9 protein-coding genes are annotated in these 13,695 nt (G+C 62.6%); all 9 read left to right on the forward strand.

The annotated features are described in order from the left end of the window. Positions 1-274: 274 nt before the first annotated feature. The gene (gene topA / locus OIS53_RS06235; protein ID WP_264681540.1) at positions 275-2,740 is read left to right on the forward strand and encodes a type I DNA topoisomerase; all 2,466 of its coding nucleotides are present in this window, start codon (positions 275-277) and stop codon (positions 2,738-2,740) included. Positions 2,741-3,080: 340 nt separating this feature from the next. Continuing rightward, positions 3,081-3,968 (forward strand): CPBP family intramembrane glutamic endopeptidase, encoded by an 888-nt coding sequence (locus OIS53_RS06240; protein ID WP_264681541.1) that lies wholly within the window; start codon positions 3,081-3,083, stop codon positions 3,966-3,968. Between the two features lie 265 nt (positions 3,969-4,233). Beyond that, entirely contained in the window at positions 4,234-5,136 is a 903-nt protein-coding gene (locus OIS53_RS06245; protein ID WP_264681542.1) for a DUF4846 domain-containing protein, read from the forward strand. A gap of 189 nt (positions 5,137-5,325) precedes the next feature. Further along, entirely contained in the window at positions 5,326-6,033 is a 708-nt protein-coding gene (locus tag OIS53_RS06250) for an SIR2 family NAD-dependent protein deacylase (RefSeq protein ID WP_264681543.1), read from the forward strand. Between the two features lie 102 nt (positions 6,034-6,135). Then, positions 6,136-6,690: a metal-dependent hydrolase gene (locus OIS53_RS06255; protein ID WP_264681544.1), complete on the forward strand. Its 555-nt coding sequence runs from the start codon at positions 6,136-6,138 to the stop codon at positions 6,688-6,690. Between the two features lie 300 nt (positions 6,691-6,990). Beyond that, on the forward strand, positions 6,991-9,036 hold the full coding sequence (locus tag OIS53_RS06260) for a right-handed parallel beta-helix repeat-containing protein (RefSeq protein ID WP_264681545.1): 2,046 nt from the start codon (positions 6,991-6,993) through the stop codon (positions 9,034-9,036). Positions 9,037-9,246: 210 nt separating this feature from the next. After that, positions 9,247-10,488: a serine hydrolase domain-containing protein gene (locus OIS53_RS06265; RefSeq protein ID WP_264681546.1), complete on the forward strand. Its 1,242-nt coding sequence runs from the start codon at positions 9,247-9,249 to the stop codon at positions 10,486-10,488. 224 nt (positions 10,489-10,712) lie between these two features. After that, positions 10,713-13,121, forward strand: a complete 2,409-nt coding sequence (locus tag OIS53_RS06270) for a TonB-dependent receptor (protein ID WP_264681547.1) — start codon at positions 10,713-10,715, stop codon at positions 13,119-13,121. A gap of 214 nt (positions 13,122-13,335) precedes the next feature. Then, positions 13,336-13,605 carry an acyl carrier protein gene (locus tag OIS53_RS06275; RefSeq protein ID WP_264681548.1) on the forward strand — a complete coding sequence of 90 codons (270 nt, stop codon included), beginning with the start codon at positions 13,336-13,338 and terminating at the stop codon, positions 13,603-13,605. Positions 13,606-13,695: the final 90 nt, after the last annotated feature.

A 13,695-nucleotide genomic window follows, 5' to 3' on the forward strand; every position in this document is an offset into this window, starting at 1 on the left:
TTGCAAAGGTAGAAAACGCCCTGGGCAGCGGCAAGGGCCTCAGGAAAGATAACCGAAAAAGATAAGTCGCACGCTGTCAAATAATTGCAGCCTACCCAGTGGGTAGCTCAGCCGATTCGTTCGCACCAGCCGTATAGCGGGCCGGGCATTATTCTACTTCCCGCCGCGGCGGCGCCGGATTATTCCAGCATCTTTGCCGCCAAATTTAACTTTTAGCCTCGGCTGGTCGTTCTGCCCGAGTAAAAGTACCCGTACCTGCGCCTCCTCTTACCCTATGGTCAAAAATCTAGTCATCGTCGAGTCCCCTGCCAAGGCCAAAACCATTGAGGGGTATCTAGGAAAAGACTTTATTGTCAAATCCAGCTTTGGCCATGTGCGCGACCTGCCGAAAGACAACAACGCCATCGACATTGCCAATGGCTTTAAGCCTACTTATGTCGTGTCGGCTGATAAGCGGGAAGTAATCAGCCAGCTGAAGAAGCTGGCCAAGGAAGCCGAAACCGTGTGGCTGGCCAGCGACGATGACCGGGAGGGCGAGGCCATCAGCTGGCACCTGGCCGAAACCCTGAACCTGAACGACCAGAAAACGCGGCGCATTGTGTTCCGCGAGATTACCAAGAACGCCATTCTCAACGCCATTGCCTCGCCCCGCGAAATTGACCTGAATCTGGTGAATGCCCAGCAGGCCCGCCGCGTGCTCGACCGGCTGGTGGGCTTCGAGCTGAGCCCGGTGCTGTGGAAGAAAGTGAAGGCGGGCCTCTCGGCGGGGCGCGTGCAGAGCGTGGCCGTGCGCCTGGTGGTGGAGCGGGAGCGGGAAATCAATCAGTTCAAAACTACCTCGGCCTACCGCGTGGTAGCCCGCTTCGATGCGGGCCGCGGGGCCGTGCTGGAGGCCGAACTGCCCACTCGCTTCAAGACCCGCGAAGAGGCCGAGCAGTTTCTGGCCCGCTGCATCGGGGCCACGTACCGCATTGAGAACCTGGAGAAGAAGCCCGGCAAGCGCAGCCCCGCGCCGCCCTTCACCACGTCCACGCTCCAGCAGGAAGCCTCGCGCAAGCTGGGCTTCTCGGTGGCCCAAACCATGAGTGTGGCCCAAAAGCTGTACGAGGCCGGCAAAATCTCCTACATGCGTACTGACTCGGTGAACCTGTCGCAGGACGCGCTGGCGGCGGCCCGGGATGCCATCAGCCAAGCCTACGGGCCGGAGTACGCCCACACCCGCCAGTTCAAAACCAAGTCGGCCTCGGCGCAAGAGGCCCACGAAGCCATCCGGCCCACCGACTTTGCCCTGACTAAAGCTGGCGCCGATTCCCAGGAGCAGCGCCTGTATGACCTGATTCGCAAGCGGGCTTTGGCTTCGCAGATGGCCGACGCCGTAGTGGAGCGCACCGTGGCTACCATCAGCATCAGCACCCAGCCTGGCACCACGCTCACGGCTACCGGCGAGGTCATCACCTTCGAGGGCTTCCTGAAAGCCTACGCCGAAAGCAAGGACGAGGACGAGCAAGACGAAGCCGCCGAGTCGTCGTTTTCGCGGGGGCTGCCGCCGCTGACGGTGGGCCAGGCGCTGCCCTTGCAGCAGCTGCGCGCCACCGAACGGTATGCCCAGCCGCCGGCTCGCTATACCGAAGCGTCCTTGGTAAAGAAGCTGGAAGAAATGGGCATCGGCCGGCCTTCGACGTACGCGCCCACCATCAGCACCATTCAGAAACGGGGCTACGTGGAGAAAGATTCGCGGGAAGGCAAGGAGCGGAAGTTTCACGTGCTGACGCTGGACGGCAACCAGGTGAAAACCGAGGTAAAAACCGAAACCTTCGGGGCCGACAAAGCCAAGCTGTTTCCCACGGACACGGCCATGGTGGTCAACGACTTCCTGGTGGAGCACTTCCCGGTGATTGTGGACTATCAGTTCACAGCCAAGGTGGAAGATGAGTTTGACCGGATTGCTGATGGCCTGGAAGAGTGGACCGATATGCTGGCCGGCTTCTACGGCACCTTCCACGAAACCGTGGAGCGCGGCCAGGATATTGAGCGCAGCACCCTGGGCTCGACCCGCGTAATTGGGGAGCACCCCGAAACTGCCCAGAAGATTACCGCCCGCCTGGGCCGCTTCGGGCCGTACGTGCAGATTGAGCCGCGGGAGGGCTCCGACGAAAAGGCCGTGTACGCCAGCCTGCGCAAGGGGCAGTTTATCGAAAATATAACTCTCGACGAAGCCCTGGACCTGTTTAAGCTGCCGCGCATCGTGGGCCAGTATGAGGACCAGGACATGACGGCCGCCCTGGGCCGGTTCGGCCCCTACATCCGCCACGACGGCAAGTTCTACTCCCTAACCAAGGAGCAAGACCCGCACACCATCACCGCCCAGGAGGCTATTGACCTGATTGAAGCCAAGCGCAAAGCCGATGCCGAGCGCCTCATCAAGGAGTTCCCGGAGCGTCCCGACGTGCAAGTGCTTAACGGGCGGTTCGGGCCCTACATCGTGGTGGGCAAGAAGAACGTGAAGATTCCGAAGGGCGAGGAGCCGGCCGGCCTCACCCTGGAACGCTGCCTGGAGCTGGCCGAAGCCACGCCCGACAAGCCAGCCAAAGGGGGCCGCTTTGTTAAGAAAGCCGCTCCCGCAGCTGAGGAGAAGGCCGACACGCCCGCCAAGAAGCCTGCGGCGGCCAAAGCCAAAAAGCCCGCCGCGAAAAAAGCCGCCGGCACTACGGCCAAGAAAGCCAGTAGCAAAGCCAAGTAACCATTAACCGGCCCGCTGAATGATTCGGCGGGCCGGTTCGTTTATCTCGCTGTCATAGAAACGATTAAGACTTAATTATTGGTCGTTGTGAAGCACGTGTCGATTCACCGGACCGCCTGACCTTTATGGCCGCCAATCTGCTGGGCATCTCATTCTCCTGGCCGGTCGCTTCACTGCTCCTGTTTTCTGTTAACCAGAAGACGTACTTACCCAGCAATTAACTAGCTTTAGTTTTTAAGCTCACATTCAGCAACTTGCACGTAGCAGCACCCATGGCCAGGCTGCCCTGCCAGAACGCCCGGTTCAGGCGCAGTAGTTGCCAAGCTTGTAGCTGCCGGGCATGCGCAAGTCTGCACCCTGGGCGCTACTGAGCGTGGCGCGGTGCCCAGCCCGGCCGATTAAGGGGTTGTCTCGTCCCCTGTACTACGAGCGGAATAGCGTATTCACTTACCTGACCTCTTCCGCTATGCTTCCTTATCGGCCGCTGGGTTTTGCGCAATCTGTGCTGTATTTTGGGGTGTCGGCCTTGCTGTTTCGGTTGTCGGTTTACCTGCTCCTCCCCTTTTTGCTGGCGTCGGGTGTTGCCGCATTTACCTCGTTTCTGATCAGCTACAGCGTACCGCTTTCAGCGTTCATCCTCGCCACTGTGGGGCTGGTAGCCCAGGAAAAGAACCTCCCGCACTGGCGGGCCAGGCTCCGCTTCTCCCCGCTCACGGGCCGTCAGGTGCTGCTGTGTCTGGGTCTGTTTGTGCTTAGCTTCCTGCTGACCGGCCTGCTGCTGCCCACGGCCAGGTATCTGGCTGCCATTCCTCAGCTGGCGCCGCCCGATTTTCTGCCTGATCTGCTGAACCCCAATGCCGCCGCACCGGGCGGGGCCCCGACAACTTTTATGGGCGTGACGCTAAAGGGAGCGTACTGGGTAATTCCCGTTTACTTCATCTTCCTGACTTTCTTTAATATTCTGGGGGAAGAAATCTGGTTTCGCGGCTACCTGCTGCCGCGTCAGGAGCTGGTGTGGGGCGGGCGCACCTGGCTGTACCACGGCATTTTCTGGTGCCTGTTTCACACCCCTATCTATCCCTGGACCATTGTGTACCTGCTACCTACTACGCTGGCCGTCAGCTATGCCGCGCAACGTTTCAGGAACACCTGGGCCGGATTTCTGATTCATTACGCCGGTAACGGTGTTCTGGCGCTTATTCCGATTATTCTGGGTGTGCTGCGGTGATAAGTCAGCCGTCTACTGTCTTTAGCTTCTCTGTACACTTTACTTCATTCTAGCCGGCCTACCGGCCTTGATGTCAGCAGCCTCATGCTACAGCTTATAGAGCCTAGTTTCCTGAGTTACCGGCTGGGTTTGCCCGATGTCCTGCTGACCACTACTGCGCGGCACACCACCTGCCGCTGCACATGCTAAACGGCAAAGCACTTCTGCTATATTTCGGACTTACACCTATACGGGCCTGTGTAGCACGGGCTTTTCCAGGTCACGTATGCTAGTCCGTATTTTGGCTATAGCCATGCTAGGTAGCTGCCCGCTACTGGATAAGCCACGCAGGCCAACTGCCGCGTTCTTCCCTGCTCTGGCCGATTCGCTACAGACACCGGCAGCCGCGCCCACTCAATATGCGTGGCTGGCGCCTGGCCGCTACGCGGCCCGCAACAGTCTGGCCGCCCGGTTTCCGGCGCCGGCCGGCTACCAGCGGACCGCGGTGGCGCCGGGCTCCTTTGGGCACTGGCTACGCCACCTGCCGCTGCTGCCGCCAGGTACACCGGTGCGCCTCTACAATGGCCAGCTGAAAAGCCGCCAGGATGTGCACGCCGCCGTGCTCGACCTCGATGTAGGCCAGCAGGACTTGCAGCAGTGTGCCGATGCCGTGATTCGGCTGCGGGCCGAGTATCTGTTCAGCCAGGACCCCGCCCGCATCCACTTCCAGCTCACCAGCGGCCACGACATTGCCTTCCCGCAGTGGTGCGCCGGCACGGGTTTCCGGGTGGTGGGCGCCGATGATGTGCAACCAGCTTCCAAAGTCGCCGAAGCCCCCACGCACGCAGCGCTGCGCCGCTACCTGGTCCAGATTTTCAGCTACGCCGGCACCCGCTCCCTGGCCCGTGAGCTACAACCGGTGCCCCTGGCCCAGGTGCAGCCCGGCGACGTACTCATTCAGGCTGGTTCGCCGGGGCACGCCGTGCTGGTGCTCGACGTGGCCGTGCAGCCCACTACCGGCCAGCGCGTGGCCTTGCTGGCCCAGAGCTACATGCCGGCTCAGCAAGTGCACGTGCTCAAGGCTGGTCCCCAGCCAGGCGCCGGAGCGTGGTTTGCCCTGGACCCCGCCCGGCTCCAGGTACACACGCCGGAGTGGACGTTTGCGCGGGAAGAATTGGGCCGGTTTTGACAATGTGGCGTAAGCTTTAGCTTTGCTACGGTTGCGCCATCGGCCACTTCGCCGGAACTTTCCGGAGGCGCGCATCAGCAGCAAACAGGCAAGCTGCGGCTCTGGCTGTAGCAGCGGCACTTGATTCGCATCCTTCCTAATTCACAGCACAACTGAAAGAAAGCGCAGCTAAGCTGAAGCGTGTGCCACATGCCTATGAAAAAGAAACTGGTGGCCCTGACCGGGGCCGGTATTTCGGCGGAAAGCGGGCTGGCCACGTTCCGGGGCTCGGATGGGCTCTGGGAAGGGCACCGCATCGAGGACGTGGCCTCGCCCGAGGGCTGGGCCCGCAACCCGGCCCTGGTGCTCGACTTCTACAACCAGCGCCGGGCCGCCGCCCGCGCCGCCCTGCCCAACGCCGGCCACGTGGCGCTGGTAGAGTTGGAAAAGGACTTCGACGTGGTAGTGGTGACGCAAAACGTGGATGACTTGCACGAGCGGGCCGGCTCCTCACGCGTCATGCACGTGCACGGCAAGCTGCTGGAGGCCCGCAGCTCCTACTTCGACCAGCTGGTGTACCCCATGACCTCGGACCGAATTGAGCTGGGCGACTTGTGCGAGCGGGGTACCCAGCTGCGCCCCAACATCGTGTGGTTTGGCGAGGCCGTGCCCCTGATGGAGCGCGCCATCGAGGAAGCCGCCACCGCCGACGTGTTTTTGGTGGTGGGCACCTCGTTGCAGGTATATCCGGCGGCGGGCCTGGTCAACTACGTGCGCCGCGACGTGCCGATTTACATTATTGACCCCAGTCGCCCGCCGGTGGTGTCACGCCCCAACCTGCACTTCATCACCGAACCCGCCTCCACGGGTGTACCGCGGGTGGCGGCGGAGCTGCGCGGGCAGGTATCCCAGGGCTAAAACTCTGGGCCAGGTAGGACTCAACAACTCCCGCTGACACCTAAAAGCTGGGCCTGACTAGAAAGCTAATCCCTCGATTTCACCATTTCACCACCTCACCACGTGGCTTCCATCATCGGGCACTGCGCCTTGGGCGCTACGCTGGGCAAGCTGCTCTTGCCGGAGCGGCGGCACTGGCCTTATTGGCTGCTGGCCGCCGCCTGCGCCTTCCTGCCCGATGCCGACGTGGTGGGCTTCAAGCTGCACGTGGCCTACGGCAGTCTGTGGGGGCACCGCAGGCTGAGCCATTCGCTGCTAGCTGCGGCGGTAGTGGCCACGGCTCTGGTGGGGCTGTTGGCCTGGCGCCCACCGGCTGCCCCTCCCCCGCCGCCCCGATTGTGGCTGCTCCTGTTTCTGGCCACGGCCTCGCACGGCGTGCTCGACGCCATGACGACGGGCGGCCTGGGAGTGGCGTTTTTTAGCCCTTTTGCCCCTGAGCGGTACTTTTTCGGCTTTCGGCCCATTGCGGTGTCGCCGATTGGGGTGCGCAATTTTGTGGGCGAGTGGGCGACGCGGGTGCTCCGCAGTGAGCTGCAATGGGTGCTGCTGCCGTGTCTGCTGCTGCTGTTGAGTCAGGCGGGGTGGCGGCGGCTGGGTAGGCGGGCGGCGCGCGAGTAGCGCGGTTGAGGTGGTTGAGGAGGCGGTTCCGGGACGCGGAACTGCCCTACTTTGTTTGCCCTTTGTCAGGTGCTGATTACAGACCGCGGCATGTTTGCTCTCTGGCTTTTAGGCTCAAGAACAGCCAGGCTTCGGCAGGGACACAACAGGTCTTGAAGTAGCCGCGACGCAAGGATTTTGAGGATGTTCTGGCAGTATAGCGCGAAACCTCAACCCCAAATCTTGCACTTCACTTCAGCTTGCGCCCGGCTGCGTCGGAGGTATCTTTAGATAAGATCCTCAACCTCACACCCAAACGCTATGAAAACTTTTTACTTGCTGCTCGGCGCCTTGTGCGCCGGAGGGCTCGGCCTTGCCCTTCCCTGCGCCGCCCAGCAACCAGGGCCTCCGGTGCAAGCCGCTGCTCCGCTCCGGACGCGCCCCATCAGCCACGGCCCCAAGCAGCTGCCAGCCCCGGCAGCTCAGCGCCGCGCCGCCCACGCCGCGGCGGCCCACGCCGGCCCGGCTGGCACTACGTACTTCGTCAGCCCCGGCGGCAACGACGCCAGCGCCGGCACCTCACCCGCTCAGGCCTGGCGGAGTATCGGGAAAGTAAACGCCGTGGACTTCCGGCCCGGCGACCGAATCTTGCTGGAAGGCGGGCAAACATTTGCCGGCAATCTGTACTTCGATGCGGCCGACTCCAGCACCGCCGCCCGACCCATTGTGCTGGGCTCCTACGGCCGCGGCCGGGCCATCGTGGATGCGGGTACCGGCACGGGCGTGTTTGTGTACAACCGGGCCGGCTTTGAGGTGGCGAACCTGAACGTGCGCGGGTCGGGCGGCGCCACCAACCGGGGCGACGGCATCCTGTTCTACGCCGATTTGCCCGGCGGCGCGAAGCTCGACTACCTGCGCGTGCGCCTCGTGGACGTGAGCGGCTTCCGCTACGGAGGCATTGTGGTGGGCGCCTACCCCGCCGACGCCACCAAAACCGGCTACCGCGACGTGCGCATCACCTTGTCGAGCGCCCACGATAATTTCGACGCCGGCATTGTGTCGTACGGCTACTACAGCAACGGCACCATTCCCGGCTACGCCCACCAGAATTTCTACGTGGGCTATTGCCGGGCCTACAACAACACCGGCATTGCCGACAAAGGCAATAACTCCGGCAACGGCATCGTGCTCAGCGACATCGACGGCGGCGTGATTGAGCGGTGCGTGGCCCACGACAACGGCATCAACAACGGCAACCCCGGCGGCGGGCCCGTAGGCATCTGGTCCTGGGAAAGCAACCGCATGACCATCCAATACAACGAATCCTACCGCAACCGCACCAGCACCATCGACGGCGGAGGCTTCGACCTGGACGGGGGCGTGACCAACTCGGTGATGCAGTACAACTACTCCCACGACAACGACGGGGCCGGCTACCTGCTCTACCAGTTTACCGGCGCCCGGCCCTTCTACTCGAACACCGTGCGCTACAACATCAGCCAGAACGACGGCCGGCGCGGGGGCTACGGGGGCGTGTACACCGGCGGAGGCATCCGCAACGTGGACGTGTACCAGAATACCATCTTCGTGAGCCCCGCCGCCGGCGCCGACCCGCGGCCGGTACGCGTGGAAGAAGGCTCGGACAGCATCCGGTTTCGCAACAACATCTTCCAAACCACCGGCGGCGTGCCGCTGCTGCGCGTGGTGGCCAGCGCCACGGGCATCATCTTCCAGGGCAATGCCTACTGGAGCAGCGGCGAGGCCTTCCGCATTGAGTGGGCTGGCACTACTTACGCTAGCCTAGCGGCCTGGCGGGCCGCCACCGGCCAGGAACGCCTGAATGGCACCAATACCGGCCTCAGCGCCGACCCGCAGCTGCTGGCGCCGGGCGCGGGCCGCACCCTGGACAATGCGCTGCTGCTGCCCACCCTCACGGCCTACCTGCTCCGTCCCACTTCGCCCCTGATTGATGCCGGCGTCGACCTGCGGGCGGTGGGCCTCAACCCCGGCCCGCGCGACTTCTACGGCACGCCCGTACCTCGGGGCCGCACCTTCGACATTGGGGCCCACGAGGCCTACTTTGGCCGATTCACCTTGCCGAACCTGCTAACAGTGGTGAGCAGCCAGCCCAACCCGTTCACCGAATCCACCACCATCACCTACTCCCTGGCGGCTCCGGCCCGCGTGCAGCTGGAAGTGTTTGATGGCTACGGGCGCCGCGTAGCCGTGCTCGTGGATGCGCACCAGGCGGCTGGCCGCCAGCAGGCCCTGTTTGCCGCGCCGGCCTCCTTGCCTGGTGGTCTCTACCACTACCGCCTCACGGCGGGCGGCAGCACCCACACCGGGCACTTGCAGCTAGAGCGGTAGCCGCCCGCAGAATCAAGCAACCAAGTGCCACTTGCCCGCTGGTACCTATCAGCGGGCAAGTGGCGCTTGGTTGCTGGTGATTTTGGGTCTATTTAGACTATATTTTTCTCGTTTTGCACAAAATGCAGCACTACTTATTTCTCTCCCGCTTACTTTGGGTTAGCACCTTATCTCTTCCCTTTATAGAACTGCTCTGACACCTTACTTTCAATGCCGCGCCTACTGCTAGCCCTCGCCGGATTTGTGTTGCTGTTCGTGTTGTCTGCCTGCCACGTGGGCCGCTTTTTCATCTACAACTTTGCCGACATCCGCGACTGGCAGAAGTTTCCGGTTCGGCCGGTTGAACGGGGTGCCGGGCCTGTTTTCCGCTTCTTTGAACCGGCGCCAGGCAGCCCCTCGGCCATTCGCCTGCCCCAAAGCCTGACCTTGCACAAGGGGGAGCGCCGGGAGCGGACGGTAGCCTTCGATGACGTGTTGCGCGAAAGCGGCACCGTGGCGTTTCTCGTCATCCGCCACGACTCGTTGCTGGTGGAAAAGTACCTGGCCGGCTACGACGCGGCCTCGGTGGTTCCTTCGTTCTCAGTGGCTAAAAGCTACGTTTCGGCGCTGGTCGGTATCGCCATCGGCGAAGGGTACATTAAGAGTGTAGAGGAACCGATAACGAAGTACCTGCCGGAATTGCGGGGCGAGAAATTTCAGCGCATTACCATCGCCCACGTGCTTAACATGCGTTCGGGGGTTCTTTTTAATGAGAGCTACATCAACCCCTTCGGCGACGCGGCCAAGTACTATTATGGCACCAACCTGAAAAAATACGTGAGCCGCTTACAAGTCAGAGAAGCACCCGACCAGCACTTTGACTACATCAGCGGCAATACGCAGTTGCTGGGGCTCATTGTGGCGCGCGCCACCGGGCGGCCTCTGGCGCAGTACTTACAGGAGAAAATATGGCAGCCGCTGGGCTCGGAATACGATGCTTCGTGGAGCCTCGACAGCCGCCGCGGCAACACCGAAAAAGCTTTTTGCTGCCTCAACGCCCGCGCCCGTGACTTCGCCAAGCTCGGGCGCCTGTACTTGCGCCGGGGCGAGTGGCAAGGCCGGCAGCTTGTGCCGCGGGACTGGGTGGAACGGTCGGTGTACGATGTCAGCACCACCGCTGCCAACGACTACCTCTACGGCTACCAGTGGTGGCACACGCGCCGCTTTGAGCGCCAAACGGATACCACCCGGCGGGGAATGTTCCGGCCAGTAAACTTCGGGCAGCCAAAGAAGCCCGGTGCAGCACCCATGCAAGTAGTAGTACGGCCGGGACCCGACTTTTACGCGGAAGGCATTTTGGGGCAATTTATTTACGTCTTTCCCAAGAAAGACATCCTAGTAGTGCGCCTGGGCAAACGCACCGGCCCGGTAAACTGGGCCAACATTGCCCGCGACCTGGCCGGGGCGAATTAAGGAAGTGTGGGGTAGCCGGCACAGCGCCGGAAGAGTGATGCTACGAAGGTAGGTGCCACCCGCAAGAGCATCCTGCCGATGGCCGCTGCCGCCCCAACTCCACTCAACGACTCGGGCGAGGCTACCGACGATTCGGGGCGGCCGGACGACGGTTCACCCAGGTTTCGATTTCGCCGGCTTCGCGCAGCGGCCACCTTTGGCTTATCAACCAAGCGCCAAAGGCTATGCGACACCTGTTCTTCTTTCTACAAATAGTATTGGCCGCCGTGGCTCTGGTGCCGGCGGCCTGGGCTCAATCATCAGCTCTCACCCAACCGCAGGAAGGCGCAAGCCAAACCGTGCGCGGCACCGTGCTCGACGCGGCGGCCAAAGCTCCCGTTATTGGGGCTACCGTGGTGGTGCTGGGCGTGGACCCGCCGCTGGGTGGCACCACCGACGCCGACGGCCGCTTCCGGCTGCCGGGCGTGCCCGTGGGCCGCGTGAAGCTGCGTATTACGAGCATCGGCTACGAAGACCTGCAACTCAACGAAGTAACCGTGACGGCTGGCAAGGAAGTGGTGCTCAACCTGAGCCTGACCGAGCGCCTGACCAAGCTCGACGAGGTGCAGGTGGTGTACCGCCGCAGCGAGGACCGCACCGTGCCCAACAACGAAATGGCCACCGTCTCGGCCCGGCCCTTTTCGCCTCTGGAAGCCAACCGCTACGCCGGGGCCCTGGGCGACCCAGCCCGCATGGCCCAGAACTTTGCCGGCATCAGCAGCGCCAACGACACCCGCAACGACATTGTGGTGCGCGGCAACTCCCCGGCTTCCCTGCTCTGGCGCCTGGAAGGCGTCAATATTCCCAACCCCAACCACTTCGGCTCCCAGGGCACCACGGGCGGGCCAGTGAGCCTGCTCAACAACAACCTGCTGGCCAAGTCCGACTTCCTCACGGGGGCCTTCCCGGCCGAGTACGCCAACGCCCTAGGCTCGGTATTCGACCTGCGCCTGCGCAAAGGCAACGACGAGAAGCGCGAGTTTCTGGGGCAGCTTGGCTTCAATGGCATTGAGGTGGGCGCCGAAGGGCCGTACAGCAAGAACTCCAAGGCCTCCTACCTGGTCAACTACCGCTACTCCATCTTCTCCCTGCTCAAGGCGGTGGGCTACAGTATTGCTGGCACGCCGGAGTACCAGGACTTCACCTTCAAAACCGACGTGCCGGTAGGCCAGCGCGGCACTTTCAGCGCCTGGACCCTGGCCGGGCGCAGCAACATCACCTTCCTGGGTAAAGACGTGGACTCGACCCAGGCCGACGTGTACGGAGACGAGAGCCTGAACTCGCGGCCCACGTTTTCGACCGGCATTGCGGCGGCCTCCTACGAGCACCGCCTCACCGACCGCACCGTGGGCCGCTTCACCCTGTCGGCCTCGCGCACCAGCCAGCAGTTCGATTCGGACACGATTCTCTACCGCAGCGGCCGCACCGTGGAAGCCGAAATTCCGGCCGAGCGCAACAAGTTTGTGCAGGAGAAGCTGTCGGCTAACCTGATGGTGAGCCATAAGTTCAGTGCCCGCGACGCCGTGACGGCCGGCGCCATCGTGGACCTGCTCCGCTACGACTACCGCGGCGAGCAGCTCTACCCCGTGGCGGTGGTGGAGCGCAACGCCGACGGCACCACGGCCCTGGCGCAGCTGTACGCCCAGTGGAAGCACCGCTTCACCGACCGGCTCACGCTCAACGCGGGCCTCAGCACCTCCCGCTTCGAGCTGAACGGCAGCACCGTGGTGGAGCCGCGCGCGGGCCTGCAATACCAGCTCACGCCCAGCAGCACGCTGAGCGCGGCGTATGGCCTGCACAGCGCCCTGTCGCCCCTGCTCACCTACTTCTACCAGAGCCGCCAGCCCGACGGCTCCTACGCCCTTACCAACCGTGACTTGGGCTTTACGCGCAGCCACCACTTCGTGCTGGCCTACGACCGGCAGCTTACCGACAACCTGCGCCTGCGCGCCGAAGGCTACTACCAGCGCCTATTCGATGCCCCCGTGGAGCGCACGCCCAGCTACTTCTCCGGCCTGACCGAAGGCGCTGACTTTGCCCCCACCAACAAGGGCAACCTCGTGAACGACGGCACCGGCCGCAACTACGGCGTGGAACTAACCCTGGAGCGGGCCTTCGCCCAGGGCTACTATTTCCTGCTCACCACGTCGGTGTTCGACTCCAAGTACAAGGGCAGCGACGGAGTGGAGCGCAACACTCCCTTCAATACCAAGTTCGTGGCTAACGCCTTGGTGGGGCGCGAGTTCCGGGTGGGTCGCCGGGACAACACGTTCACTGTTAGCCTGCGGGCGGCCACCACGGGCGGGCGGTACGTCACACCCATCAACTACGAAGCCTCCAGCCAGGCCCGCACCGCCGTGTTCCGCTACAACCAAGCTTTCAGCCAGCAGCAGGACGCGTATTTCCGGGCCGATGTGAAGCTGGGCTACAAAATCAACCGCGCCCGCCTCACGCACGAAATAGCCGTGGACCTGCAAAACGTGTCGAACCGGGAGAATGTGTTCCAGCAGGCCTACAACCCGCGCACCAACCGCATCGGCACGGCTTACCAGCAAGGCTTCCTGCCAGTGCCCTTCTACCGGGTCACTTTTTGAAGAAAGAGGAACAGCCCGTTCGTGGTGAGCACATCTAGACGGTCATGCTGAGCTTGTCGAAGCATCTCTATTGCTTCGTTGCGAATGGTTACTTCACCTCCACGATTAAGATTAGCCAGCGGTAGAGATGCTTCGACTTCGCCTCCGGCTGCGCTCAGCATGACCGTTCTTCTTGTCACCCCATCACTTCTCACCACCTCACCATTTCACCACTATGACTACTGCTTCGCTCGTTGCGCCCCGGTCCATTCGGCAGCAGGTGCTGCGCGTAATCGGCCGGCGCAAGCGCCTCCAGCCCCACCGCCTACGCCTGCACTTCCACCTGAGCCGCGAACTGTGCTTTGATCTGCTTGATGTCGTGGACATCATTCTGGAGCTGGAAAGCCGCTTCCACATTACCATTCCCGACGAGGTGCCGCTTGTCACCGTCGGCGACGTGGTGGATTATGTGGCAGCGGCTACGCTGGGCTTCATTCGCCGCTGAAGCTGCCGGATGCCAACGGGCCGCCCAGCCGTTATGCCGGGCGCAGGATTTCTTTCTGATTCAGTAGCTTAGCTGCCCGCTTGCGGCACT

Source organism: Hymenobacter sp. YIM 151500-1 (assembly GCF_025979885.1).
In the GTDB taxonomy this organism is placed as follows: Bacteria; Bacteroidota; Bacteroidia; order Cytophagales; family Hymenobacteraceae; genus Hymenobacter.

What these genes read in the sequence shown, in the direction of transcription:
- OIS53_RS06275 (WP_264681548.1), top strand. Translation starts at nt 13,336, where the DNA reads ATGACTACTGCTTCGCTCGTTGCGCCCCGGTCCATTCGGCAGCAGGTG.
- topA (WP_264681540.1), top strand. Translation starts at nt 275, where the DNA reads ATGGTCAAAAATCTAGTCATCGTCGAGTCCCCTGCCAAGGCCAAAACC.
- OIS53_RS06270 (WP_264681547.1), top strand. Translation starts at nt 10,713, where the DNA reads ATGCGACACCTGTTCTTCTTTCTACAAATAGTATTGGCCGCCGTGGCT.
- OIS53_RS06245 (WP_264681542.1), top strand. Translation starts at nt 4,234, where the DNA reads ATGCTAGTCCGTATTTTGGCTATAGCCATGCTAGGTAGCTGCCCGCTA.
- OIS53_RS06265 (WP_264681546.1), top strand. Translation starts at nt 9,247, where the DNA reads ATGCCGCGCCTACTGCTAGCCCTCGCCGGATTTGTGTTGCTGTTCGTG.
- OIS53_RS06240 (WP_264681541.1), top strand. Translation starts at nt 3,081, where the DNA reads ATGCGCAAGTCTGCACCCTGGGCGCTACTGAGCGTGGCGCGGTGCCCA.
- OIS53_RS06260 (WP_264681545.1), top strand. Translation starts at nt 6,991, where the DNA reads ATGAAAACTTTTTACTTGCTGCTCGGCGCCTTGTGCGCCGGAGGGCTC.
- OIS53_RS06250 (WP_264681543.1), top strand. Translation starts at nt 5,326, where the DNA reads ATGCCTATGAAAAAGAAACTGGTGGCCCTGACCGGGGCCGGTATTTCG.